This is a genomic window from Novosphingobium sp. BL-A-41-Hi4A-0G (assembly GCF_055521735.1).
Genome location: NZ_CM145501.1, coordinates 1,383,750 through 1,405,218 on the forward strand (window position 1 = coordinate 1,383,750; position 21,469 = coordinate 1,405,218).

Annotated in this window: 30 protein-coding genes; 16 read left to right on the forward strand and 14 right to left on the reverse strand. The window is 63.8% G+C overall.

Translation table 11 applies throughout. The features are described 5' to 3' along the window. Positions 1 to 9 precede the first annotated feature (9 nt). The 6 genes from ACZ1JX_RS06775 to ACZ1JX_RS06800 form a co-directional block, all read right to left on the reverse strand. Positions 10 to 699 carry an aspartate/glutamate racemase family protein gene (locus ACZ1JX_RS06775; protein ID WP_465125989.1) on the reverse strand — a complete coding sequence of 230 codons (690 nt, stop codon included), beginning with the start codon at positions 697 to 699 and terminating at the stop codon, positions 10 to 12. Between the two features lie 79 nt (positions 700 to 778). Beyond that, entirely contained in the window at positions 779 to 1,099 is a 321-nt protein-coding gene (locus tag ACZ1JX_RS06780; RefSeq protein WP_465125990.1) for a hypothetical protein, read from the reverse strand. Then, positions 1,099 to 2,511, reverse strand: coding sequence for an NAD(P)(+) transhydrogenase (Re/Si-specific) subunit beta (locus ACZ1JX_RS06785; protein WP_465125991.1), 1,413 nt, complete (start codon positions 2,509 to 2,511; stop codon positions 1,099 to 1,101). The genes ACZ1JX_RS06780 and ACZ1JX_RS06785 overlap by 1 nt, the downstream gene beginning before the upstream one ends. Next, positions 2,511 to 2,795: an NAD(P) transhydrogenase subunit alpha part 2 gene (locus tag ACZ1JX_RS06790; RefSeq protein WP_011445494.1), complete on the reverse strand. Its 285-nt coding sequence runs from the start codon at positions 2,793 to 2,795 to the stop codon at positions 2,511 to 2,513. Before ACZ1JX_RS06790 ends, ACZ1JX_RS06785 begins: the two co-directional genes overlap by 1 nt. A gap of 11 nt (positions 2,796 to 2,806) precedes the next feature. Beyond that, positions 2,807 to 3,922: an NAD(P) transhydrogenase subunit alpha gene (locus tag ACZ1JX_RS06795; RefSeq protein WP_465125992.1), complete on the reverse strand. Its 1,116-nt coding sequence runs from the start codon at positions 3,920 to 3,922 to the stop codon at positions 2,807 to 2,809. Positions 3,923 to 3,941: 19 nt separating this feature from the next. After that, positions 3,942 to 4,064 (reverse strand): aa3-type cytochrome c oxidase subunit IV, encoded by a 123-nt coding sequence (locus ACZ1JX_RS06800; protein ID WP_465125993.1) that lies wholly within the window; start codon positions 4,062 to 4,064, stop codon positions 3,942 to 3,944. Positions 4,065 to 4,230: 166 nt separating this feature from the next. Here ACZ1JX_RS06800 and ACZ1JX_RS06805 point away from each other — a divergent pair, with 166 nt between their 5' ends. Both ACZ1JX_RS06805 and ACZ1JX_RS06810 read left to right on the forward strand, forming a co-directional pair. Beyond that, on the forward strand, positions 4,231 to 5,649 hold the full coding sequence (locus tag ACZ1JX_RS06805; protein WP_465125994.1) for a sigma-54-dependent transcriptional regulator: 1,419 nt from the start codon (positions 4,231 to 4,233) through the stop codon (positions 5,647 to 5,649). A gap of 19 nt (positions 5,650 to 5,668) precedes the next feature. Then, the gene (locus tag ACZ1JX_RS06810) at positions 5,669 to 6,436 is read left to right on the forward strand and encodes an SDR family NAD(P)-dependent oxidoreductase (RefSeq protein WP_465125995.1); all 768 of its coding nucleotides are present in this window, start codon (positions 5,669 to 5,671) and stop codon (positions 6,434 to 6,436) included. Here ACZ1JX_RS06810 and folP read toward each other — a convergent pair. From folP to ACZ1JX_RS06825, 3 genes are all read right to left on the reverse strand, one after another. Beyond that, entirely contained in the window at positions 6,433 to 7,536 is a 1,104-nt protein-coding gene (gene folP, locus ACZ1JX_RS06815) for a dihydropteroate synthase (protein WP_465125996.1), read from the reverse strand. The genes ACZ1JX_RS06810 and folP overlap by 4 nt on opposite strands. A 106-nt stretch (positions 7,537 to 7,642) precedes the next feature. After that, positions 7,643 to 8,785 (reverse strand): DNA methyltransferase, encoded by a 1,143-nt coding sequence (locus ACZ1JX_RS06820; RefSeq protein ID WP_465125997.1) that lies wholly within the window; start codon positions 8,783 to 8,785, stop codon positions 7,643 to 7,645. Between the two features lie 207 nt (positions 8,786 to 8,992). Continuing rightward, positions 8,993 to 9,583 carry a ribonuclease HII gene (locus tag ACZ1JX_RS06825; protein ID WP_465125998.1) on the reverse strand — a complete coding sequence of 197 codons (591 nt, stop codon included), beginning with the start codon at positions 9,581 to 9,583 and terminating at the stop codon, positions 8,993 to 8,995. 49 nt (positions 9,584 to 9,632) lie between these two features. Here ACZ1JX_RS06825 and ACZ1JX_RS06830 point away from each other — a divergent pair, with 49 nt between their 5' ends. Then, the gene (locus ACZ1JX_RS06830; RefSeq protein WP_465125999.1) at positions 9,633 to 10,754 is read left to right on the forward strand and encodes a PQQ-dependent sugar dehydrogenase; all 1,122 of its coding nucleotides are present in this window, start codon (positions 9,633 to 9,635) and stop codon (positions 10,752 to 10,754) included. Here the strand turns inward: ACZ1JX_RS06830 and ACZ1JX_RS06835 are convergent. Further along, positions 10,751 to 12,934, reverse strand: coding sequence for a S8 family serine peptidase (locus ACZ1JX_RS06835; protein WP_465126000.1), 2,184 nt, complete (start codon positions 12,932 to 12,934; stop codon positions 10,751 to 10,753). The two genes, ACZ1JX_RS06830 and ACZ1JX_RS06835, sit on opposite strands and share 4 nt — an antisense overlap. Positions 12,935 to 13,179: 245 nt before the next feature. On the opposite strand from ACZ1JX_RS06835, the gene ACZ1JX_RS06840 reads away from it, so the two are divergent. The 11 genes from ACZ1JX_RS06840 (at position 13,180) to ACZ1JX_RS06890 (ending at position 18,902) form a co-directional block, all read left to right on the forward strand. Then, positions 13,180 to 13,869 carry a pyrimidine 5'-nucleotidase gene (locus tag ACZ1JX_RS06840; RefSeq protein WP_465126001.1) on the forward strand — a complete coding sequence of 230 codons (690 nt, stop codon included), beginning with the start codon at positions 13,180 to 13,182 and terminating at the stop codon, positions 13,867 to 13,869. Between the two features lie 46 nt (positions 13,870 to 13,915). Then, the gene (dapD, locus tag ACZ1JX_RS06845; RefSeq protein WP_465126002.1) at positions 13,916 to 14,752 is read left to right on the forward strand and encodes a 2,3,4,5-tetrahydropyridine-2,6-dicarboxylate N-succinyltransferase; all 837 of its coding nucleotides are present in this window, start codon (positions 13,916 to 13,918) and stop codon (positions 14,750 to 14,752) included. 110 nt (positions 14,753 to 14,862) lie between these two features. Further along, complete coding sequence (locus ACZ1JX_RS06850; RefSeq protein ID WP_465126003.1) at positions 14,863 to 15,021, forward strand: hypothetical protein; 159 nt, start codon at positions 14,863 to 14,865, stop codon at positions 15,019 to 15,021. Positions 15,022 to 15,046: 25 nt separating this feature from the next. After that, the gene (locus tag ACZ1JX_RS06855) at positions 15,047 to 15,406 is read left to right on the forward strand and encodes a hypothetical protein (protein ID WP_465126004.1); all 360 of its coding nucleotides are present in this window, start codon (positions 15,047 to 15,049) and stop codon (positions 15,404 to 15,406) included. 35 nt (positions 15,407 to 15,441) lie between these two features. Beyond that, positions 15,442 to 15,873, forward strand: coding sequence for a cupin domain-containing protein (locus tag ACZ1JX_RS06860; RefSeq protein ID WP_465126005.1), 432 nt, complete (start codon positions 15,442 to 15,444; stop codon positions 15,871 to 15,873). Next, positions 15,870 to 16,274: a DoxX family protein gene (locus ACZ1JX_RS06865; protein ID WP_465126006.1), complete on the forward strand. Its 405-nt coding sequence runs from the start codon at positions 15,870 to 15,872 to the stop codon at positions 16,272 to 16,274. The genes ACZ1JX_RS06860 and ACZ1JX_RS06865 overlap by 4 nt, the downstream gene beginning before the upstream one ends. Positions 16,275 to 16,278: 4 nt before the next feature. Then, positions 16,279 to 17,028, forward strand: a complete 750-nt coding sequence (locus ACZ1JX_RS06870) for a sulfite exporter TauE/SafE family protein (protein ID WP_465126007.1) — start codon at positions 16,279 to 16,281, stop codon at positions 17,026 to 17,028. 52 nt (positions 17,029 to 17,080) lie between these two features. Then, a complete protein-coding gene (locus ACZ1JX_RS06875) occupies positions 17,081 to 17,383 on the forward strand; it encodes an alkylphosphonate utilization protein (RefSeq protein WP_465126008.1) in 303 nt (100 codons plus the stop codon). A 260-nt stretch (positions 17,384 to 17,643) separates the two neighbouring features. Next, positions 17,644 to 17,934, forward strand: a complete 291-nt coding sequence (locus ACZ1JX_RS06880; RefSeq protein ID WP_465126009.1) for a hypothetical protein — start codon at positions 17,644 to 17,646, stop codon at positions 17,932 to 17,934. Between the two features lie 207 nt (positions 17,935 to 18,141). Beyond that, complete coding sequence (locus ACZ1JX_RS06885; RefSeq protein WP_465126010.1) at positions 18,142 to 18,456, forward strand: hypothetical protein; 315 nt, start codon at positions 18,142 to 18,144, stop codon at positions 18,454 to 18,456. Between the two features lie 53 nt (positions 18,457 to 18,509). After that, the gene (locus tag ACZ1JX_RS06890) at positions 18,510 to 18,902 is read left to right on the forward strand and encodes a hypothetical protein (RefSeq protein ID WP_465126011.1); all 393 of its coding nucleotides are present in this window, start codon (positions 18,510 to 18,512) and stop codon (positions 18,900 to 18,902) included. On the opposite strand, the gene ACZ1JX_RS06895 is transcribed toward ACZ1JX_RS06890, so the two are convergent. The 3 genes from ACZ1JX_RS06895 to ACZ1JX_RS06905 all read right to left on the reverse strand — a co-directional run bounded on the left by ACZ1JX_RS06895 (position 18,880) and on the right by ACZ1JX_RS06905 (position 20,015). Beyond that, positions 18,880 to 19,287: a hypothetical protein gene (locus ACZ1JX_RS06895; protein WP_465126012.1), complete on the reverse strand. Its 408-nt coding sequence runs from the start codon at positions 19,285 to 19,287 to the stop codon at positions 18,880 to 18,882. The genes ACZ1JX_RS06890 and ACZ1JX_RS06895 overlap by 23 nt on opposite strands. 50 nt (positions 19,288 to 19,337) lie before the next feature. Continuing rightward, complete coding sequence (locus ACZ1JX_RS06900) at positions 19,338 to 19,733, reverse strand: YybH family protein (RefSeq protein WP_465126013.1); 396 nt, start codon at positions 19,731 to 19,733, stop codon at positions 19,338 to 19,340. 75 nt (positions 19,734 to 19,808) lie between these two features. Continuing rightward, on the reverse strand, positions 19,809 to 20,015 hold the full coding sequence (locus ACZ1JX_RS06905) for a cold-shock protein (protein ID WP_144906949.1): 207 nt from the start codon (positions 20,013 to 20,015) through the stop codon (positions 19,809 to 19,811). A 246-nt stretch (positions 20,016 to 20,261) separates the two neighbouring features. On the opposite strand from ACZ1JX_RS06905, the gene ACZ1JX_RS06910 reads away from it, so the two are divergent. Together ACZ1JX_RS06910 and ACZ1JX_RS06915 are read left to right on the forward strand one after the other, a co-directional pair. After that, positions 20,262 to 20,729, forward strand: coding sequence for a YaiI/YqxD family protein (locus ACZ1JX_RS06910; protein ID WP_465126014.1), 468 nt, complete (start codon positions 20,262 to 20,264; stop codon positions 20,727 to 20,729). Between the two features lie 66 nt (positions 20,730 to 20,795). Next, positions 20,796 to 20,930, forward strand: coding sequence for a hypothetical protein (locus ACZ1JX_RS06915; RefSeq protein ID WP_465126015.1), 135 nt, complete (start codon positions 20,796 to 20,798; stop codon positions 20,928 to 20,930). A 42-nt stretch (positions 20,931 to 20,972) separates the two neighbouring features. On the opposite strand, the gene ACZ1JX_RS06920 is transcribed toward ACZ1JX_RS06915, so the two are convergent. Then, the gene (locus tag ACZ1JX_RS06920; RefSeq protein ID WP_465126016.1) at positions 20,973 to 21,455 is read right to left on the reverse strand and encodes a glycine zipper 2TM domain-containing protein; all 483 of its coding nucleotides are present in this window, start codon (positions 21,453 to 21,455) and stop codon (positions 20,973 to 20,975) included. Positions 21,456 to 21,469 lie beyond the last annotated feature (14 nt).

A 21,469-nucleotide genomic window follows, 5' to 3' on the forward strand; every position in this document is an offset into this window, starting at 1 on the left:
ACGCTGCGTTCAACCGAGGATCCAGTCGACCGCCGCCTGCGCGTGGATGCGGGTGCCATCGAAGATCGGCAGGACGTTGGCATCGACGTCGATCACCATGTCGAGCTCGGTGCAGGCCAGCACCGCGGCCTGCGCGCCCCGCTGGCCCATGTTGGTCAGCATGGTCTTGAACGTACGCTCCGCCGCGCGCGAAGCTTTACCCTGCATCAGCTCGTCATAGATGATCGCGTCCATCGCCTCGACTTCTTCGACCACCGGGGGAAGCAGGCTCACGCCATGAGCGATCAGGCGCTTGCGATAGAAGCTCTCCATCACCACGTTGCGCGTGCCCAGCAGCGTGGCGTTGGTGACGCCAGCATCCTTCATCTTTGCGCCCACAGCGTCAGCGATGTGGATCACCGGCACCGAAACCGCCTCGGCCACCTTGTCATAGACCTTGTGCATCGAATTGGCGCCGATCAGCAGCGCCGTGGCCCCCGCCTGCTCGAGCCTGCGGGCACTGTCGGCAAGCACGTCTGCCGCGTGGGCCCACTGCTCGGGCGTGGAAAGGCGGATAAGGTGGGTAAAGTCGAGGCTTTCGATCAGCAGCGGCGCGCTTGCCACCTTGGTGGTGCGCGCCTGAACCAGCTGGTTGATGTCTTCGTAGTAGGTGCGGGTCGAAACCCAGCTCATGCCGCCGATAAGGCCGATCTTGCGCAAAACGATAACTCCCCGGGCTTGGATGACAGGCCCCTGCTTGCACCGGCCTTACGAAAGGCCGCGCGGGAGGTCCAGACCGCTAACGCTTCTTCTCTGGCGCCAGACCGCTTGCACAGAGCGCTGCAGCGCTTGTAGCTACGCCGAGCAGTTCGGCATCACCGAGACGTTTCACTGTCGCAACATAGTCGGCAAGCCCGCGCTTCGGCCCCTGCAGCGACTGCAGCCGCCTCAACTGACCAATGCTCAACCGGTCGGTCATCCGCTCCGCCATGCACGAAGCGTTGGAATCGGAAAGGCCCGCATCGACCAGAGCCGAGCGGACCTTTCCATAAGCCAGTTTCGAAGGTGCGCAGGCCGCCACCGTCAAGGCAATCGCTATGACGGTGATGGCGTTGCGCATCAGTGTGCCAGCGCCTTGACGATGTCCTCGACCATCTTCTTGGCATCGGCCAGAAGCATCATCGTCTGGTCCATGTAGAACACGTCGTTGTCGACGCCTGCATAGCCCACGCCGCCCATCGAGCGCTTGACGAAGAAGATCGTCTTGGCCTTGTCCACATCGAACACGGGCATCCCGTAGATCGGCGAGGACTTGTCCGTCTTTGCTGCAGGGTTGACCACGTCGTTCGCGCCGATGATGAAGGCCACGTCAGCCTGCGCGAACTCGCTGTTGATGTCTTCCAGCTCGAACACTTCATCGTAAGGCACGTTGGCTTCGGCCAGCAGCACGTTCATGTGCCCGGGCATGCGGCCGGCGACCGGGTGGATGGCGTACTTGACGTTGACGCCTGCCTTCTTGAGCACGTCGCCCATCTCGCGCAGCGCGTGCTGCGCCTGGGACACGGCCATGCCATAGCCCGGGATGATGATGACGTTCTCGGCTTCCTTCATCATGTAGGCTGCGTCTTCAGCCGAGCCGCGCTTCCACGGACGCTGTTCCTTCGCAGCACCGCCACCGGCAGAGGCTTCTGCACCGAAGCCGCCTGCGATCACGGCAAGGAAGCCGCGATTCATCGCCTTGCACATGATGTACGAGAGGATCGCACCCGAGGAACCGACCAGCGCGCCGGTCACGATCATGGCGGTGTTGTGCAGCGTGAAGCCCATCGCCGCCGCGGCCCAGCCCGAATACGAGTTGAGCATCGAGACGACCACCGGCATGTCCGCGCCGCCGATCGGGATGATCAGCAGGAAGCCGATGATGAACGAGAGCACCGTGATCGTGGCGATCACCCAGGCCGACTGGTCCTGCGTGAAATATGCCACCAGCCCGATGATTGCGATCAGCGTGCCGAGATTCAGAACATGGCGCCCCGGCAGCAGAATCGGCGATCCGCTCATCTTGCCCGCAAGCTTGAGGAACGCGATGACCGAGCCCGAGAACGTGATCGCACCGATGGCGATGCCGAGGCCAAGCTCGATGCGGCTGACCGGGTTGATCTGACCATCAGGCAGCATGATCCCGAAGGCGTCCGGGTTCAGGTAGGCCGCAAGGCCCACCAGCACCGCGGCAAGGCCGACCAGCGAGTGGAACGCGGCGACCAGCTGCGGCATGTCGGTCATCGCGATCTTGCGCGCGATGACGAAGCCGATGCCGCCACCAATGGCCAGCGCCACGATGATCTCGGGAAGGCTGGCGATCGAGTGGGTGAGCAGCGTGGTGGCGACCGCGATGGTCATGCCGATCATGCCATAGCGATTGCCCGCACGGCTCGTCGCGGGGCTGGAAAGCCCTCGCAGCGCGAGGATGAACAGGACGCCCGAGACCAGATAGGCCAGCGCCACCCAGGGAGAGACAGCGACGTGTTCCATCACTTCTTCTCCTTCTTCTTGTACATCGCGAGCATGCGCGCCGTCACGGCGAACCCGCCGAAGATGTTGACCGAAGCCAGCACCACCGCGCCCAGCCCCAGCCACTTGGCAGACGGGCTACCCGCAGCAGCCGATGCGACCAGCGCGCCAACCACGATGACCGACGAAATCGCATTGGTCACCGCCATAAGCGGCGTATGCAGGGCCGGCGTGACCGACCAGACGACGTAGTACCCGACAAAGCAGGCGAGCACGAAAATGCTCAGGATCGATATGAAGTCCATGTCAGGCCCCCTCAGCCGAGCAGACGTTCGTTGACCACCTTGCCGCCCTGCGTCAGGCGGATGGCGTTGCCGATTTCCTCGTCGAGCACGGGCTTGCCCTGCTCCTTGTCCCAGAAGGCCGAGAGGAAATTGTACAGGTTGCGGCTGAACAGCGCCGAGGCATCGGCCGGCAGGTGCGCGGGCGTGTTCGAATAGCCGACGATCTTCACGCCGTGCTTCTCGACCACCTGATCGGGCACCGAACCTTCGACGTTGCCGCCCTGCGCCACGGCAAGGTCGAAAATGACCGAACCGGGCTTCATCGTGGCGATCTGCGCGTCGGAGATCAGGCGCGGCGCGGCGCGGCCCGGGATCAGCGCGGTGGTGATGACGATGTCCTGCTTGGCGATATGCGCGCTGACCAGTTCGGCTTGCGCCTTCTGGTATTCCTCGCTCATCTCCGTGGCATAGCCACCGGCGCCCTCGCCTTCGATGCCGGCCACGTTCTCCACGAAGATCGGCTTGGCGCCGAGCGACTGGATCTGCTCCTTGGTGGCCGAACGCACGTCCGTCGCCGAAACCTGCGCGCCGAGGCGGCGGGCGGTGGCGATGGCCTGAAGCCCGGCAACGCCCACGCCCATGACGAAAGCCTTGGCAGCAGAGACCGTGCCTGCCGCCGTCATCATCATCGGGAAGGCCCGGCCATAGAGGTTCGCAGCGACCAGCACAGCCTTGTAGCCGGCAAGGTTGGACTGCGAGGACAGAATATCCATGGACTGCGCACGCGTGATGCGCGGCATGAATTCCATGGCGAGGGCTTCATAACCCGCGGCAGCATAGGCATCGACGCGCGCGCGCTTCCCGAACGGGTCGAGGCCCGCAACGATCCACGCACCAGCGTTAGCGCCCGCCAGCAATTCCGGTTCCGGACCCTGCACGCCGAGCACGATGTCCGCGCCCTGCACCACATTGTCCGCAACTTCGGCACCTGCCGCGCGGTACTCGTCGTCGGAGATCGAGGCCGTAATGCCCGCTCCGCTCTCCACGGCGACCTTCGCGCCCAGAGCAATGAACTTCTTCACGGTCTCCGGCGATGCCGAAACCCTGGTCTCCCCTGTCGCCCGTTCCCGAAGGACGGCGATCTTCATTGCCCCCGCCACGGCGCTTTTACTGGATCACCAGGATGATCACGAAGACCAGCGCGCAGATTGCAGGCGTGGCCCACTTCACCAGATTCACGAAACCGCTGTAGGTCGCCTTGGCGGCCTTGATGTCATTTGCAGGAGCCATTTTCTTCCCCAAATCCATGCGCCACGGTGGCGCGACGCGCATGCTCTAGCGATGGGCAGCCCGCTGCTCAAGTGCGGAGCGTACCATCGCGCTTAATCGCCTCTTTACCCAATCGGGCTACTGCTTTGCTCCTGACGCAAATGCGGGGGAGTCAAAGTACTAGGTCATGCACGAGCCCGAACAGCGCCTTCTCATGCTGATCGACGACGAACCTGCCCAGTGCCGCCTGATTTCGGCCCTGGCATCGCGGGAGGGTTGGCGCACGATCATCGCCCGCGACTCGGAAAGCGCGATCGCCACGCTCGGCACGCGCCAGGGGATGCAACTCGGCGCGATCATTCTCGACCAGTGGGTTCCGGGTGACGACGCCTGCGCCCTCATCGCCGAACTCAAGGCCCGCCGCCCTGCGCTTCCGATCCTGATGCTCACCACCAGCGCCTCGCCGCTGCTGGCGGTTGAAGCCATGCGTGCAGGCGCAACCGACTATCTGATCAAGCCCGTTGCGCCAGAACGCCTGTTGCAGGCCCTGCGCAGCGCCACCTCGCGTGAAACAGACGCGAGCGAGTTGCAGCCGCTGACCGAGAAGTTCGGCGCTCCGCTCGACTTCGATTCGATGATCGGCGCCGCGCCCGCCTTCCGTGCCGCGCTGGCCGTGGCGGCGAAGGCCGCGCGCACCCATGGGCACGTGCTGATCGAAGGCGAGAGCGGCACTGGCAAGGAAATGCTCGTTCGCGCCATGCACGCGGCGAGCCCGCGCAGCCGTACGGCGCTGCGCACGATCAATATCGGCGGCATGCCTGCCAACCAACTCGAGTCTGCCCTGTTCGGCCATGAAAAGGGCGCGTTCGCCGGAGCCTTCGAGCGCCACGTCGGCCTTCTGCAGCACGCCGATGGCGGCACGCTCGTCATCGACGAGGTCGACCGGCTGCCCGACAACGTGCAGGACCGGCTCGTCCGTTTCCTCGAACGCAGCGACGTCCAGCCCATCGGCGCGCGTCATTCCTTCCGTGTCGACGTTCGAATAATTGCCTGCGCCAACAGCGGCCTGCGCGATCTGGTGGAGACTGGAGATTTCCGCGCCGAACTTCACACGCTGCTGTCACAGACCCAGGTTACGCTCCCGTCGCTACGCGAACGTTCGGCAGACATACCGGCGCTGGCCCGCCATTTCCTCACGCGCATCGGCGAACAGCCGGGCCTCAGGCCACTGGGCATCACGGATGGCGCCCTCGCACTCCTCTCAGCCTACGACTGGCCGGGCAACGTTCGCCAATTGCAGGCCACGCTGTTCCGCGCAGCGGTGTTTTGCGATGGCGAGGCTCTGACCGCACAGGACTTCCCGAGCCTTTCGAACATGATCGGCGAAAGCAGCAGGCGCGCTCCTGCCGTTACCGACGGAGCAGGCATCACGCTTTTTGCACCCGACGGCAACCTTCGCCCGTTGGAAGACATCGAAGCCGACGTGATCCGCCTCGCCATCGGCCACTATCGCGGGCGCATGACGGAAGTCGCGCGCAGGCTCGGCATCGGGCGCTCCACCCTTTACCGCAAGCTTTCGGAACTGGGCATCGACAACGCCGCCTGATTGGCGCTAGCCTTGCGCCATGCAATCCCATTCAGAATTTGCAGGACGCACCGCACTTGTCACCGGCGCTGCCTCGGGCATCGGCGCTGCAACGGCGCGCTGGCTCGATGCGCACGGTATCCAGGAACTGGTGCTGGTAGATCTTGACCGTCCTGCGCTCGACCAGCTCGGCCTGTCCTGCAAGATCCGCCCGCTTGGCGGCGACGTATCGGACCCCGCTTTGTGGAAACTGCTGGAGCGCGAGCTTACCCGCCTCGATTATGCCGTCCTGAATGCAGGGATCGCCACCAACGGCGACATCACCGATCTCGACATCGCCAGCTGGCGCAAGACCATGGCGGTCAACCTTGACGGCATGTTCCTGTCGTTGCGCACGGCCCTGCGAGCCATGAAGAAGGCGTCAAGCGGCTCGGTCGTGTTGACCGCCTCGGTCTCAGGCATCAAGGCGGCTGCAGGTACGGCAGCCTATTCCGCGTCGAAAGCGGCAACCATCCAGCTTGCCAAGGTCGCCGCAGCGGAGGCCGCGAAGTACGGCGTACGCGTCAACGCGATTGCTCCGGGCGGCGTCGACACGGGAATATGGGACCGCGCCGAGTGGTTTGCTGGCCTCGTCGAACAGCACGGAGGCCGAGCCGAGGCCCTTGCTGCCATGGCGAAAGATGCGACGCCTCTCGGCCGGTTCGCCAGCGCCGATGAGGTCGCCGCGCAGATCGGATTTCTCCTTTCCGAGGCCGCCGCCACCATCACCGGCACCTGCCTCGTAACCGACGGTGGCGTCTCGCTCTAGGCCAACTGGCTGAAGTCGGTCAGCGCCGCATCACGCAGCCCACGCCAGACATGGAAGGCCTGCACGGTCTCGGCCACATCGTGAACGCGCACCATCTGGCACCCGGCGTCCATCGCCTTGAGCGCGAGCATGAGCGATCCCGGCATCCGCTGATGTGCGAGCGCTTCGTTGGAAAGCGCCCCGATCATCCGCTTGCGGCTAGCCCCGAACAGGATCGGTTGGCCCAGCGCATGGAACAGCGGCAGCGCATTTATCAGCGCGAGGTTATCGGCCAGCGACTTGCCAAAGCCGATGCCCGGATCGAGCAGGATCCTGTCACGCGCAATCCCCGCCGCCATCGCCGCATCGCGCCGTTCACGCAGGGCGTCGAATACGTCGAGCACGACATCGCCATAGTCCCCATCCGCATGGAGATCGCCATCGGCACCCGGCGCATGCATCAGAACCACCGGCGCGCCCGACCGGGCAACGATCTCCGCCGTTCTCGGATCGTGCCTCATAGCCGAAACGTCGTTGACGATATGCGCTCCCGCCGCGAGCGCAGCTTCGATCACGCTCGATCTACGGCTGTCGATCGAAATCGCCGCGCCTGCCGCAGCCAGTTGCTCGATCACCGGGACGACGCGCTTGACCTCGTCCCCTTCCCACACCGCCGCCGCGCCTGGACGGGTGGATTCCCCGCCGACGTCGATCAGGCCAGCCCCTGCCGAGAGCATGGCATGGGCATGCTCAAGCGCCGCATCGGGCTTGTCGAGAAACTTGCCGCCATCGGAAAAGCTGTCGGGCGTGACATTGAGGATGCCCATGATCTGCGGCTGATCGAGCCGCAACATCCGCTGGCCACATGCGATGGGCGCATGTGTGCGCTTCAGATTTTCCCATTGGTCTGTTGCTTCAGTCGCCAGAGCATCGGGCAAACCTGCAATGCTCGTCTGAACATCAGCCGTCCCGAAGCGGTGCCGTGAAACGACCTTCCCGCCATCGCGCACGATCAGCGCAAAGCGACTTGCATAGACCAGCCCTCCGCCGAGCCGGATCGCCTCACCCTCCTCCGACTGCGGACTGTCAGCGAGGGCAATAGGCCGAATGTAAACCTTCATAACTGCGTCCCCGCGAAGGCGGGGACCTCGTGCGGTCTTGCACGACAGGCTCCGCCAGAACACCAAGGCCCCCGCCTACGCGGGGGCACGCAGGTTATTCAAGCTGTCAGTCTTCCACCGCCAGCAGATACAACTGCCGGAGCGCATCGATGGGCTTGACCTCGCCTTCATGCTCCACATGCCAGAACGTCCAGCCATTGCACGAAGGCGCGCCCTGCAGCTTGGCGCCAAGGCCGTGGATCGAACCGATCTCGGCATCGGCCTGCAGCGAACCATCGGCGCGGACGGTCGCGGTGAAACGACCCTTCTTCGCCGTCAGACGCGTGCCGGGAGCCAGATAACCGCTCTCCACCAGCGCCCCGAAGGCGACCTTGGGAGCAGAGCGCTTCGACTGCATCGTCACCAGCGAGGACTCGTCCAGCGGCAGTGCCAGCTCGATGCGCTCCAGAGCGACCTCAATGTAGTCGTCCTCGCGCTCGCAGCCGATCCAGTCACGGCCGAGGCGCTTGGCCACAGCACCTGTCGTGCCGGTGCCGAAGAATGGATCGAGCACCACGTCGCCCTTGTTCGTCGTCGCCAGCATCACGCGATAGAGTAGCGCCTCGGGCTTCTGCGTGGGGTGCGCCTTGGTGCCGTTGCGGCGGAGGCGTTCGGGGCCGGAGCAGATCGGCAGCACCCAGTCCGAACGCATCTGCAGCTCGTCGTTCAGCGTCTTCATCGCGCGATAGTTGAATGTGTATTTCGACTTCTCGCTCTTCGACGCCCAGATCAGCGTCTCGTGCGCGTTGGTGAAGCGCGTGCCCTTGAAGTTGGGCATCGGGTTGGCCTTACGCCAGATGATGTCGTTGAGGATCCAGAACCCCAGATCCTGCAGGATCGTGCCGACGCGGAAAATGTTGTGGTAGCTGCCGATCACCCAGATCGAGCCATCGGGCTTGAGCAACCGGCGGGCCTCGGTCAGCCACTCGCGGGTGAACTGGTCATAGACGGCAAAGCTGGAGAACTTGTCCCAGTCGTTGGTCACTGCATCAACATGACTGCCATCGGGGCGCGCTAGATCGCCGCCAAGTTGCAGGTTGTAGGGCGGATCGGCAAAGATCATGTCGATCGAGGCATCGGGCAGCTTGCGCATTTCCGAAATGCAGTCACCACGCAGGATCTGGTTCACCGGCAGCGCAACATCCGCCTTCAGCACCTTTGCCGGTGCCGCGCGCAGAGCCTTCGCCCGTTCCTTGACTGCAACTGCCATATCTAGTCCCTGACCCCTTGTGGATAAGGGCACCGTTTGAGTCATCACGGACTCGCCGTCAAGCCGCGACTCGCCGGAATACGGCGAGTCGCGTGGGGTGCGGGATGAGAACGAAACGAGTCTATTTCGACATGTTGAGTCTCGTGATGCCACCCGGACTCAACATCTAGTGGTGTGCCTGTACGGACTCACCGGCAAATTTTTTCGTCAGAGCAACTGCAACTGCGCCACCGGAGCGAAACTGCGACGGTGCAGCGGGGTCGGTCCATGCTCGCGCAGGGCCGCCAGATGCTCGGGCGTGCCATACCCGGCATTGCGCTCCCAGCCATAATGCGGATGCGCCAGCGCCGCCTCGCGCATGATCCGGTCGCGGTGCTCCTTGGCGATGATCGAGGCCGCCGAGATGCAGGGCTCCAGCGCGTCCCCGCCAACGATCGGTCGCGCGGGCCAGCACCACTCCGGTCGTCGCCCGTGCGGTGTCAGGTTGCCGTCTACCAGCACCTCGCCCACGGCCTCGTCGTGCGTGATCTGTTCGCACAGCGCCTGCACGGCAAGCGTCATTGCCAGCATCGTCGCGCCGAAGATGTTGAGCCGGTCGATCTCCTCGGGCTCGACCACGCCCACCGCCCAGCGGCAGCGCCGCTTGATCTTCTCTTCCAGTTCCGCCCGACGCGCCGCGCTCAGCTTCTTGGAGTCATCCAGCCCCGAAGGTCGCGGCTTGCACAGCACCACCGCCGCCGCCACCACCGGCCCCGCCAAAGGCCCACGCCCCGCCTCGTCCACGCCGATGGTGACCATGGACGAAAAGGAGGTGGCACAACTGGCGTTCAGAGGCATTGTGGGCTGCATGACGAATCCGATCCTGCGCTCGCTATCGCCTCTCGCCCTGCTCCTCGCAAGCTGTTCCGCCCAAGGAGCCGATCCGGACGAGGCGGGGCTAGCGGTGACCGACGTCGCCACTTTCGACGAGCCCTGGGCGATGACCTTCCTGCCCGGCACCAATCAGGCGCTGATCACCGAAAAGAAGGGCAAGCTCAAGCTCTGGACCGAAGGCACCGACAAGACCGTCGACATCTCGGGCACCCCCTCCGTCGACTATGGCGGACAGGGTGGCTTCGGCGATGTCGTCGCCGCGCCCGATTTTGCGCAGAGCGGCATGGTCTATCTCAGCTGGGCCGAAGCGGGCCAGAACGACACGCGCGGCGCGGTCGTTGCGCGGGCCAGGCTGGTCATGGGCGATGCCCCCCGCCTCGAAGGCCTAAGCGTGATCTGGCGGCAGTTCCCCAAGGTCACCGGGCGGGGCCACTATTCGCACCGCATCGCCTTCTCACCCGACGGCAAATACCTGTTCATCTCCTCGGGCGAGCGGCAGAAATTCACCCCTGCCCAAGACCTGAACGCAAACCTCGGCAAGGTCATCCGCCTGCTGCCTGACGGCACCCCTGCCCCCGGCAACCCGTTCGAAAGCAAGGGCGGCGTTTCGGCGCAGGTCTGGTCCTACGGCCACCGCAACCTGCTCGGCCTCACCTTCTCGCCCGATGGCCGCCTGTGGGACATCGAACACGGCCCTGCTGGCGGTGACGAGATCAACCATGTGGAACCTGGCAAGAACTACGGCTGGCCGCTGGTGTCGGACGGCGATCACTACGACGGGAAGCCGATCCCCCGCAACAAGACCCGCCCCGACCTCGCCCAGCCCGCCATCAGCTGGAACCCTGTCATCGCGCCGGGCGACATGATCTTCTACACCGGCAAGGCCTTCCCCAAGTGGCAAGGCCAGGCCCTGATCGCTGCATTAGGTGCAGGCGGCATCGTCCGCGTGAAGATCGACGGCGAGAAAGCCACCGAACTCGAACGCATAGACCTCGGCAACCGCATCCGCGAGATTGAGCAAGCGCCGGACGGGACTGTGTACGTGTTGGAGGATGGTGAGGGAGCGAAGTTGCGGCATGTGGTGCCGAAGTCCTAGAACCCCCGCGACCACCGCACCGCAAACCCGCCATCATCTGCCGCACCGGCAAAATGCCCCGGCTCCTTGCGGAAGAACACGCTGGCCGAGGCATCGCCGCCCCACAACGCTGTCACCCACATCAGTTCGGCATCAAGCTCGCGGCCTCTTGGCGCCAACGACAGGGGCGTCCGGGAGAACTCTGCGCGTTGCGTGGCATAGTCCCACACCACTGGCAGGTTCAGTTGCAGCCCGCCCTTCTCGATCCGCATCGGCTGGGCGAGCCGGAACGCCAACCTGTCGCCATCGCGAAACACATCGCGGTGGGAGACATCGAAAGACCACGACGAAGAGACCAGTCTTGACCCCGAAAGCACCACGGCCCCGGTGTCCAGACGCGACAGACCGAGGTTGCCCGACGCTCCGATCGTGATGTTTCGTGCCGGTCTCCAATCGATGGCGGTGGATACTGTCGCGGTTGTTGCACCGCCTCCTCCCAGCGCATCGGCAAACCGCGCACCAAGCACCGTGTTGTCTTCACGCATCAGGTCGAGGCCGAAGCGCCAGCCAAAAGCGCGCTGCGCTCCACCGTCGATCATCACACCGACCCGTCGCATCCAGTCCGTCCGACGCTCGCGCAAGGGATCGTTGCGCAACAGGACGCTGCGCTCACCGGAAATCGTCAGACCCACACTGCCAAGGCCCAGGCCATCCAGTCGATACCGCGTGGCCAGTGCGGTCTCAGGACGTGCAAGAACGCCATCGTTCATGCCCGCCACGACGAACGGCAGGTTATCGCGCCCTTGCAGCTGCGAAACCAGATTGTCCGCAGCGATCCTCCATCCGACCGCAAGATCGAGCGACCGGCCAAGACGCGCGACGGCGGACGTCGCCAGAACCCGCGCGCGTTCCCCCTCGCCCGCTGCCAATCGCAATGGCACCACACCGAAACGACGGTCCACGGAGAATGCCATCGACACTCCCGGTGCCCCGATGGTGACTGGACGTTGCCCCCCTGCAAGCGCCTCATAAAGCGGCAGGCGTTGGCGTGAAACCCGAAGACCCGTAGCAAGATCAAGACTGTAGGCCCGGCCGTAGCTATCCAGCATCACTGTGCCGAGCGAAGCCCCGGTCAGTGCGTCACCCATCGCCCCGCTGCTCGTGCCAGAAAGGCTGTCAAGCGACACCGCCACCTGCGTGCCCGCAAGCCCTGTCGATCCCTGCGGCGAAAAGGCCCGCGCAATGTCGAGAATGCCGCGCCCATATGTCGCATCCGTCCCCGCCGGCCCTGCATCGCGCGCGGTGCGCAGCAGCAGGTCGACGATCTGTGTTCCGGTCAGGTTCGGAAAGGCCTGAGCCAGCAAAGCCACCGCGCCCGAAACCTGCGGCGCGGCAAAGCTCGTCCCGTTGACGACGGTCACGAACGTCCCTTGCGCATTGGTCGTCGTCTTGATCGTGCTGCCCTCATAGACGCAGCAGATTTCCTCGCCCTGTGCCATCAGCACCGATGCCGCAGACGCGCCCGCCTTGTTGCTGAAGTCCGAGGCAAGACCGCTCGAATTAACCGAGCCAACCACGATCACATTGCTGCTGCCCGCCTGCAGCACCGACACGGCAAAAGGATCGGGATTGTTGGGATCGACCGCCGGGTCCGTACTCTTGCCCTCGTTCCCTGCCGAAACGATCACGACCACGCCCGCCGATGCTGCCCTGCCCACGGCAGCCCGCAAGGTCGCGTTGCCTGGATCGCCGCCCAGCGAAAGATTGATCACCCGCGCTCCCGCGCCCACCGCCGCGTCGATGCCTGCAGCGATGTTCTCGTCCGAGAATGTGCAGCCATCGCTCCCGGTGCAGCTGCCCGGCGTATCGGCCCGCAACATCTGCACCGTCGCGTTCCACGCGATGCCCATCATCCCCGAATTGTTGCGCGCAGCGGCAGCCGTCAGGGCAACCTGCGTGCCATGGTCGTCATCCGCATTAAACAGCCCCCGCGTGCCTGCCACGTCGCGCGAGGCCGACGAGATGCGCCCCGCGAACTCGGTATTGGCGGTATTGATGCCGGAATCGACGATTGCAATGGTCGTCCCCGCGCCGTTCGCCCCGGCCTGCCAGGCCGTTACCGCTCCGTGCAGCGAAGGTCCGTCTGACCGCCGGAACTCGGCCGTATCGAAACTGGTCGCACTGGGCGTTGGCGTCGGCACCGGTGCGGGGGTCGGAGTTGGAGTTGGAGTTGGAGTGGGCGCAGGCACTGGTGTCGGCGTACTCGAAACACCTCCACCGCCCCCACACCCTGTCAGCACAACGGCAAGCGACACTATCGCGGCATGACCAACCCAGCGAATTCTCGACATCACCGCACCTTGGCTTCGGTAGCTTTGCTCAAGTCTTGCTGATAACCCCGCCATCGTAAATGCCGAATGACACAGGTCCGGACTGGAATACGCAAATGCCCTTCGACCCCCAAATCGTCGATTGCTGGATCTTCGATCTCGACAACACGCTTTACCCGCCCTCCACCCGCCTGTTCGATCAGATCGACCTGCGCATGGGCCTGTTCATCCAGCAACTGCTCGGCTGTGACGAGATCGAGGCGCGGCGCGTCCAGAAGCTCTACTTCCACGATCACGGCACCACGCTGTCGGGCCTGATGCACTACCACGCGACCGACCCGCACGAGTTCCTCGGCTTCGTCCACGATATCGACATGGCACCCCTGGCTGCCGCCCCGCGCCTTTCCGAAAGGCTCGCCGCCCTGCCCGGCCGCAAGATACTCTTCACCAACGGCGACGATGCCTATGCTGCCAAGGTGCTGGCCGCGCTGGATCTTTCAGACAGCTTCGATGGTATGTGGGACATCCATGCAATGGCCTACAAACCCAAGCCCGAGCCTTCGGCCTACACCAGCATGGTCGAAGCCTTCGGCATCACGCCCGAAACCTCCGTGTTCGTCGAAGACATGGCCCGCAACCTCGCCCCCGCCAAGGCGCTCGGCATGCAGACGGTCTGGCTCGACCTTGCGACGGACTGGGGCGATCGCGCCAAGGACGACGCCGCGATTGACGTGGTCACCGACGACGTGGTCGCGTGGCTCGATCATACGATTGCAAGCCTTGCCGATCAGGCATCGCTGGGCTAGTCGCCACGCAATTTTGTTCCATACCGATCCCGCACGGAGAAACGCCATGACTGAACAGCTGCAGGCTGCCATCGAAGCCGCCTGGGAAGACCGCGCCAATGTCACCCCGGCCAGTGATGCCGTGCGCGAGGTGGTCGAGGCCGCGCTCGAACTGCTCGACAGCGGCAAGGCCCGCGCCGCCGAGAAGGTGAACGGAGAATGGCGCGTCAACCAGTGGCTCAAGAAGGCCGTGCTGCTCTCGTTCCGTCTGAACGACAATGCCGTGATCGAGGCCGGTTCGGGCGGCGCTCCTGCCTTCGACAAGGTGCCTTCGAAATTCGCCGGCTGGGACGATGCCCGGTTCCGCGATGCAGGTTTCCGGGTCGTCCCCGGTGCCGTCGCACGCAAGGGCGCGCACATCGCCAAGGGCGTCGTCCTGATGCCGAGCTTCGTCAACATCGGCGCCTTCGTCGATGAAGGTACGATGGTCGATACCTGGGCCACCGTCGGCTCCTGCGCCCAAATCGGCAAGAACGTCCACATCTCGGGCGGTGCCGGCATTGGCGGCGTGCTCGAACCGCTGCAGGCAGGCCCGGTCATCATTGAGGACGGCGCTTTCATCGGCGCGCGTTCGGAAGTGGCCGAGGGCGTGATCGTCGGCGAAGGCGCAGTGCTGTCGATGGGCGTGTACCTCGGCGCTTCGACCAAGATCGTCGACCGCGCGACCGGCGAGGTCCACATCGGTCGCGTGCCGCCCTACGCCGTAGTCGTCCCGGGTGCGATGCCCGGCAAGCCGCTGCCAGACGGCACCCCCGGCCCCTCGCTTTACTGCGCTGTGATCGTCAAGACGGTCGACGCGCAGACCCGCAGCAAGACCGGAATCAACGAACTGCTGCGCGACTGATCGAGACCTGAGAACATCTGATCCGGTCCTGTCCATCTGGGCAGGACCGGAACGAGGCGCGTCTCTGCGCGTAGAGTCGGCAAGCACGGTTCTACCGAAGGAGAAACGCCATGGAACGTCACGGCGAAGAGACGCATATCACCACCGAGGAAGCGCGTGGTGGCACCGGCCTCAACGTGATGCGCTGGGTCCTGCTGATCAGCCTGCTCTTGGCGATCGGCGCATTGACAATGATCTGGGTGACAGGGGCACTTACCACGCCCCAATAGAAGTCTGCCCACTGAAGCCTTGTGGATGGATATGACGGTCGGCTGGAAACTCGATGCCCAATGCCGCGAGGATCTGCTGGCCGTCTATCCGCCGCGCTATACCCGTACCGTCGCCGATCACGTCACCCTGTCGGTATCCGGCACGGAAGCTCCGCAGCCTGTCGAGGAAGCATTCATCATCGGCCATGCAGACGATGGATCGGGCGTGGAAGCCTTCATTGTCGCCATTGCAGGATCGACTGCGCGCCCGGACGGCGGAACCTGGCACGTCACCTGGTCGCTCGCCGAAGGGCGTGCCGCGCGGGAAAGCAATGACGTGATCGCCCAGGGAGATTGGACCTCTGTCCCGGCCACCGCCCTTTCCCTTCATCCTGCGCTCTGGTGATTGACACGCCCCGGCCCGGCGGCAATCGTCCGGCAATGTCCGCCGCTCAAGACCTCATCGCCCAGCTAGGCCTGTCGCCCCATCCCGAGGGTGGCTGGTATCGCGAAACATGGCGCGCTCCTGCCGCTGCGGGTGCACGCCCTTCCAGCACGGCCATCCTCTTTCTGCTCGGCACTGGCGATCGCTCCCACTGGCATACGGTTGACGCGGACGAAATCTGGATCTGGCAAGGCGGAGATCCCGTTGCCCTGCAACTCTCGCCAGACGCCGGCACAGCTTCCCGGACCATCATTCTGGGCCCTAGGAGCAGCCACAGCTTGCAGGCAGTCGTCCCGACAGGCCAATGGCAGGCAGCATCCACTGTCGAGGGGCCGCACGGCTACGCTCTCGTGTCCTGCGTTGTCGCCCCCGGCTTTGATTTCTCGGGCTTCGTTCTGGCCCCACCGGGGTGGGAGCCTGGCGCATGACCCGCTCGGTCCTGCGCTGGGTGCTTGCCCTGTTCTACTTTGCGGCGGGCGTGATCCATATCGTCGCACCTGCCCCCTTCCTCACAATCATGCCCGCGTGGGTGCCTGCTCCCGAAGCCACCGTGCTGTGGACCGGCATCGCCGAACTTCTCGGGGCCATCGGTCTCGCCCAGCCCTTTTCCGCCCCGTTGCGCCGCGCCGCCGCTGTCGGGCTTGCCGCCTATGCGGTCTGCGTCTTCCCCGCAAATATCCACCATTTCGCGCTCGATATGGCCAAGGTCGATCACGGTGCGGGTCTTGCCTATCACGTGCCTCGCATGTTCGCGCAGCCGCTGCTGGTGTGGCTGGCCTTGTGGACAGGCGGCGTCACCGAGTGGCCATGGAAAAAGCGAGCCAGCTGACCCCATGCTCCTGTCCGATCCTGCAACGCTTGCCGCCTGCGTCGCGGCCGTCATCCTCGTCGGCATGGCCAAAGGCGGCTTCTCGGGCCTTGGCGCCTTGGGAACGCCGGTTGCCGCACTGGTCCTACCTCCGTCGACAGCCGCAGCAATCCTCCTGCCCATCCTGATCGTGCAGGACGTTGTCAGCGTGTGGTCGTTCCGCCATGCCTGGGACCGCTGGATTGTCGCCTGGATGCTGCCCGGCGCGTTCCTTGGTGTCGCGGCAGGATGGGCCATCGCGGCGAGCATTGACGAAAAGGCGCTGATGGGCGTGCTCGGCGGCATAACCCTGCTGTTCGGCGCCTACCGCCTCTGGGTTGAACGCGGCAACCGTGTCGTAGCAGCGTCCACTTCACCCGGTTGGGTCGGAGCGCTGTTCGGCGTGGCGACGGGCTTCACCAGCCAGGTCGCCCACGCTGGTGGCCCTCCGTTCCAGATGTGGGTCACGCCGCGCAAGCTGCCGCACCTCACATATGCCGGAACCAACGCGATCCTCTTTGCCGCGATTAACTGGCTCAAGGTGCCGAGCTACATTCTGCTGGGTGCATTCACCCACGAAGTCGTGATAACGGCCGCACTGCTTGTCCCGCTGGCGATCGCCACCACGCTGGTCTCGGTTCGCGTGGTCAAGGTCCTGCGCCCGGAACGTTTCTACACGATAATCTATCTGCTCATGGTCCTGCTCGGCGGAAAGCTGATCCTCGATTCCCTGTAGGACTGGTCAATCCCTGCGCGACCTGCCACGGCAATCAGCAAAGGAGATGATCATGAGCGACGACGATTACGTCTATGACGAAGACAGCGGCGAATGGATGCCCGCATCCGAACTGGCCGCCAAGCGCACTGCCGAGAGCACTGTCGAAGTCCGCGATGCGGTTGGCAACATCCTCGCCGATGGCGATCAGGTGACGCTGATCAAGGATCTCGAGGTCAAGGGCGCTGGCCAGACGCTCAAGCAGGGCACGCTTATCAAGTCGATCCGCCTGACCGGCGATCCACAGGAGATCGACTGCAAGTACCCCGGCATCAAAGGCCTTGTCCTGCGCGCAGAGTTTGTCCGCAAGCGCTGATTCCCGCACATCGATTGTGCACTGCCAGACGCCAATCCGACTCAAACCTCAGCGCATGACTACGTATGTTTGGGCAGGCCGGAATCCGGCACAGCAAATCATCATATTGAATCTAAACCGAAAGAGTGACGATTGCAAAACATGCAACCAGGGCTCCGGCAAATACAATTGCGGCGCTGCACACGATTTGTATGCTGCAACGCAACAAGATAAGGGTGCTGCTGAAGGCAATCTTTCCTTATCTTCCAGGAGACATTGCCATGTTCAAGACTATCCTCGCCGCCGCCGCTGCCGTGCTCGTCGCCACCCCCGTGTTCGCTGCCGAACCTGAAACCGGCTCGTTCACCTATCAGGGCGTGAAGTACGACTACACCGCCGAACAGCAGGGCGACGTCAAGGTTCTCAAGGGTGCTGCCTATGCCGGCAAGGTGCCTTTCGAACTGAAGGTCACCAAGCGCTCGGTCACCGGCCGCTTCAACGGTCGCCCGGTCGCCTTCGACGTCAAGGACGTCAAGAAGATCACGAGCAAGGCCGCTGCCAGCAACGATTGACTGCCCCGCAACACGGGACTGCCCACCAATCTGGCTCGTAAGGGCCAGTTGGCGAGCAGCGCCTCACCCGTGAACCGCGCCAGCTTCGCGCTGAACCGGTAGTCTCGAAAAGGGCGCTTCCCTCGCGGAGGCGCCCTTTTTCGCGTCGCTAACGCTGCAATAAGGATTTCCCCTTAAACTCCTTGGCGGACATTGAGGGAGGACAGGATGTTTGCCATTGCACGCGCCGTTGCGCGCCGCCCGTTGCCAGCGCTCTGCGTGGTCGGGGTAATCGGATTTCTTGCATTCGGGCAGACGCCCGAGAAAAAGCCCACTGACCCGTGGGGTTCTGCCCCTGCGGCGGCCGAAGCTGACGCCACGGCGAAGGACTCTGTGCTGGCCAAGGCCGTCGACAGCGCTGCCGACTACGTCGAAAAGGCCGACAGCACCGGGACGGTAGCCAAAGTCCGCGGCACGGTGGAAACTACCGCCAGCGGCCTGGACAACTCCGCAAACGAAGTGGCCAAAGCCACCGGGAACTGATCCGCGAGCTCCGGCTTTCCTCTGCATGACGGGGGAACGTCGGAGACTACGCGATGGAGCCGAACAGGATTGCAGCGCTGTTGCTCGTCGCAGGCGGCGCGATTGGTCTGGCCTGCGCCAACCTTGTGCCAACCCGTGCGGTATCGGCTCCTGCATCGTATCCTTCGGCCTCGGCCGACGACTATCCCGAGATTACCGCTGTCTCGTACGAGAACATCCCCGTCCCGGTCGCGCCAATCATCCGCCGCGGGCCCATGCAGCTTGCATCGTGGGAGAAGCCCTGGCTCGAACCGCCACCGCTCCCGCCTGAAACAGCTTACCCTCGTGCCGAAGACGACGATGCGAACGCAGACCTGTCGCCTGCGGACGACCTCGATCAGTATGAAGACGCTGAACTGGTCGACGAGCCTGTGGAAATGGCGATCACCCTCGCGGGCCACCCATGACGCGCACATCGAGCCCGCTTCCGACAGCCTTGGCATCATGCGCCGCGATGACTTCCTCAAGTCTGGTCGCAATCGCGTCATCATCAGCGCTACCATCCACAGGGTAACGCGCGATCACCATGCCATCGGCAACGCTGGTCACGCAGATGTAGCGAATGGTCGAGCGGGCAGCCAGCTCGTCAAGATCCACGCCGTCGGCAAGCCGCCACGATTTGCCCCCATGCGACCGGATCGGACGCAGGCAATGCCGACAGATCGAATGCAGGGCACCATCTTCCTCGCGCGACCTTTGCGCGACCGGCAAATGAATGCGCGTGTACCAGCATTGCGTCAGCGTATTCGATGTGGCGGGGCGGATGAGCATGCCACCACCATGACCGTTCATGGTTGGTAACCCGTCAAATGCGCCTTACGCAAAAGAACGAGGGGCCTAGGTCAGGCCAGCGTAACGAAAATCTCCGCCACCAGCACCCACAGCCCACCCGACTGCCGCCATTTGGCCGCAAATGTTCCGGACGCAAGTTCGGTTTCCGTTCCCTCGATAATGCCACGCCAGCGCCCATGCTCCATGGCAATCGGCTCGACGGGAGAGGCAACGACCGTTTCGGTGCTGCGGGTGTAGATGGTTCGTGGCCGAGCGCTGAATTCGCGCTTCCAGGCCTGAAGCTGGGCCTTGCGCCCGGCAATCACCGCACTGTCCGTACCGGTGACAAGGACCGCATCGGGGCCGAGGATCTGCCCGATAACGGGAAGGTCCGCCTCTGCCAGCGCGCGGTTGAACGCGGCGCGGCGGAGGCGGACCTGAAGTTCGGCGTCAGCGACTGTAGACATTCCAGCGCAATGGCAGATGCCATGCGATCTGAAAACCGTTCAGCCGACTGAAGCCTTGCAATCCGTACCGATCAATCAGGCCGAAGCGAGATTGACAGCCGAAGCCTTGCCATTGCGGCCGGTTTCGACTTCGTAGCTAAGGCGCTGGTCCTTATCGAGGCTCGACATGCCGGCAGCCTGAACGGCCGAGATGTGAACGAAGCTGTCCGCGCCGCCGTTGTCAGGCTGGATGAAGCCATAGCCCTTTTCGGTGTTGAAAAACTTTACGGTGCCTACTGGCATGGGATGTCCTTTCAGGAACGATTGTTGCCCGGCAGCGAAAGTGCAGCCGGGCCGTGCGTCAAAATCGTCAATTGAAAGGAAATCGTCGTCGAAGGCCTCGCCTTGGCCGAAGCGCCAGCGTGGTAGTCAATACCGAAGTCCGTCGCAAAATTCGACGTCAGCGGCGCTGTTGTAGCACCCCGGTCCTGCTTTGGCGAACGTAATCGGATGGTGGCCCTCGTGGCGTCCCGAAGCTATGGCACCTGCATGAGCGAAGAGCCCCCCGAAACGCCGCACATTCTGGTCGATGGCGATGCCTGCCCGGTGAAGGAAGAAATCTACAAAGTCGCCTACCGCCGCAACGTTGCGGTGACGGTCGTCAGCAATTCCCCGTTCCGCGTCCCCGTCCATCCGCTCGTCCGCCGCGTCGTCGTCAGCGACGGGTTTGACGCAGCCGATGACTGGATTGCCGAGGCAGCCGGCCAAAAGACCGTCGTCATCACCGCCGACATTCTGCTCGCAGACCGCAGCCTCAAGGCAGGAGCAACGGTCCTTTCTCCTGCAGGCAAGCCCTTCACCACCAGTTCCATCGGCAGCCAGATCGCAACCCGGGCGATCATGGCCGACCTGCGCGCCGGAGGAGACATCATCGGCGGCCCCGCCCCTTTTTCGAAGACAGACCGCTCCCGCTTCCTCTCTGCTCTGGACGAAGCGCTGGCCCGCCTCGCACGTTAAAGTTCGCTATTGCACTCCAATGCGCCTAGCCCGGACCCCGGGCTACCGCCCGAATGGAGAACGATAATGGCGAAGAGCCAGAAAAAGTCGAACCGAGAGGCTCGCAAACCCAAGGCCGAAAAGCCCAAGAAACTCAACGCCTCCAACCCGTCGCAAAAGCCCGGCGTGGTCGCAGGCCTAGACAACATCAGGAACACCTGACGGACAGGTGGGCTCCACAAGGGAGCCCACCGTTCCCTTTATTCAGCGGCAGCGCACGTTACTGCGGTTGTCGCGGTTGTTGCGATTGCCACTGTGAATGGCAGCACCGATCGCCGCCCCGCCTATTGCACCGATGATCGCGCCGAGCGGCTTGCTGTCGCCCTCTGCGATGAGCGCACCAGCGGCCGCACCACCCAGACCGCCGATGATCAACCCGGTCGAACCGTCCGAGCGACGGCAATAGTACCGTCCGTCGCGCCCTCGATAGACCCGGTCATCGTAGGAAAGCTGGCGCTCGCGATAGCGCCCGTTCTCGCGGTAGTACCGATCCGCCTCATACCGGCCATAGCGCGGGTCAGGGTTGTTGTAGTCGTACCGCCCATAGCGGTCGGAATACCCGCGATCGTAATAGCCCCACTCGTCCGAACCGTCGGCATATCCCGGCCGGTCATAATAGCCATTGCTCGTGCAAGCCCCGGTCAGCGTCGCCGCTGCCAGAGCCGAAATCATGAGGGCCTTTTTCATTGCGCGTTCCCATG

Excerpts from the sequence above, each read along its gene's own strand:
- ACZ1JX_RS06780 (WP_465125990.1), bottom strand. The coding sequence starts at position 1,099 with ATGCGCAACGCCATCACCGTCATAGCGATTGCCTTGACGGTGGCGGCC.
- ACZ1JX_RS06785 (WP_465125991.1), bottom strand. The coding sequence starts at position 2,511 with ATGGAACACGTCGCTGTCTCTCCCTGGGTGGCGCTGGCCTATCTGGTC.
- ACZ1JX_RS06790 (WP_011445494.1), bottom strand. The coding sequence starts at position 2,795 with ATGGACTTCATATCGATCCTGAGCATTTTCGTGCTCGCCTGCTTTGTC.
- ACZ1JX_RS06795 (WP_465125992.1), bottom strand. The coding sequence starts at position 3,922 with ATGAAGATCGCCGTCCTTCGGGAACGGGCGACAGGGGAGACCAGGGTT.
- ACZ1JX_RS06800 (WP_465125993.1), bottom strand. The coding sequence starts at position 4,064 with ATGGCTCCTGCAAATGACATCAAGGCCGCCAAGGCGACCTACAGCGGT.
- ACZ1JX_RS06805 (WP_465125994.1), top strand. The coding sequence starts at position 4,231 with ATGCACGAGCCCGAACAGCGCCTTCTCATGCTGATCGACGACGAACCT.
- ACZ1JX_RS06810 (WP_465125995.1), top strand. The coding sequence starts at position 5,669 with ATGCAATCCCATTCAGAATTTGCAGGACGCACCGCACTTGTCACCGGC.
- folP (WP_465125996.1), bottom strand. The coding sequence starts at position 7,536 with ATGAAGGTTTACATTCGGCCTATTGCCCTCGCTGACAGTCCGCAGTCG.
- ACZ1JX_RS06820 (WP_465125997.1), bottom strand. The coding sequence starts at position 8,785 with ATGGCAGTTGCAGTCAAGGAACGGGCGAAGGCTCTGCGCGCGGCACCG.
- ACZ1JX_RS06825 (WP_465125998.1), bottom strand. The coding sequence starts at position 9,583 with ATGGTCACCATCGGCGTGGACGAGGCGGGGCGTGGGCCTTTGGCGGGG.
- ACZ1JX_RS06830 (WP_465125999.1), top strand. The coding sequence starts at position 9,633 with ATGACGAATCCGATCCTGCGCTCGCTATCGCCTCTCGCCCTGCTCCTC.
- ACZ1JX_RS06840 (WP_465126001.1), top strand. The coding sequence starts at position 13,180 with ATGCCCTTCGACCCCCAAATCGTCGATTGCTGGATCTTCGATCTCGAC.
- dapD (WP_465126002.1), top strand. The coding sequence starts at position 13,916 with ATGACTGAACAGCTGCAGGCTGCCATCGAAGCCGCCTGGGAAGACCGC.
- ACZ1JX_RS06850 (WP_465126003.1), top strand. The coding sequence starts at position 14,863 with ATGGAACGTCACGGCGAAGAGACGCATATCACCACCGAGGAAGCGCGT.
- ACZ1JX_RS06855 (WP_465126004.1), top strand. The coding sequence starts at position 15,047 with ATGGATATGACGGTCGGCTGGAAACTCGATGCCCAATGCCGCGAGGAT.
- ACZ1JX_RS06860 (WP_465126005.1), top strand. The coding sequence starts at position 15,442 with ATGTCCGCCGCTCAAGACCTCATCGCCCAGCTAGGCCTGTCGCCCCAT.
- ACZ1JX_RS06865 (WP_465126006.1), top strand. The coding sequence starts at position 15,870 with ATGACCCGCTCGGTCCTGCGCTGGGTGCTTGCCCTGTTCTACTTTGCG.
- ACZ1JX_RS06870 (WP_465126007.1), top strand. The coding sequence starts at position 16,279 with ATGCTCCTGTCCGATCCTGCAACGCTTGCCGCCTGCGTCGCGGCCGTC.
- ACZ1JX_RS06875 (WP_465126008.1), top strand. The coding sequence starts at position 17,081 with ATGAGCGACGACGATTACGTCTATGACGAAGACAGCGGCGAATGGATG.
- ACZ1JX_RS06880 (WP_465126009.1), top strand. The coding sequence starts at position 17,644 with ATGTTCAAGACTATCCTCGCCGCCGCCGCTGCCGTGCTCGTCGCCACC.
- ACZ1JX_RS06885 (WP_465126010.1), top strand. The coding sequence starts at position 18,142 with ATGTTTGCCATTGCACGCGCCGTTGCGCGCCGCCCGTTGCCAGCGCTC.
- ACZ1JX_RS06890 (WP_465126011.1), top strand. The coding sequence starts at position 18,510 with ATGGAGCCGAACAGGATTGCAGCGCTGTTGCTCGTCGCAGGCGGCGCG.
- ACZ1JX_RS06895 (WP_465126012.1), bottom strand. The coding sequence starts at position 19,287 with ATGAACGGTCATGGTGGTGGCATGCTCATCCGCCCCGCCACATCGAAT.
- ACZ1JX_RS06900 (WP_465126013.1), bottom strand. The coding sequence starts at position 19,733 with ATGTCTACAGTCGCTGACGCCGAACTTCAGGTCCGCCTCCGCCGCGCC.
- ACZ1JX_RS06905 (WP_144906949.1), bottom strand. The coding sequence starts at position 20,015 with ATGCCAGTAGGCACCGTAAAGTTTTTCAACACCGAAAAGGGCTATGGC.
- ACZ1JX_RS06910 (WP_465126014.1), top strand. The coding sequence starts at position 20,262 with ATGAGCGAAGAGCCCCCCGAAACGCCGCACATTCTGGTCGATGGCGAT.
- ACZ1JX_RS06915 (WP_465126015.1), top strand. The coding sequence starts at position 20,796 with ATGGCGAAGAGCCAGAAAAAGTCGAACCGAGAGGCTCGCAAACCCAAG.
- ACZ1JX_RS06920 (WP_465126016.1), bottom strand. The coding sequence starts at position 21,455 with ATGAAAAAGGCCCTCATGATTTCGGCTCTGGCAGCGGCGACGCTGACC.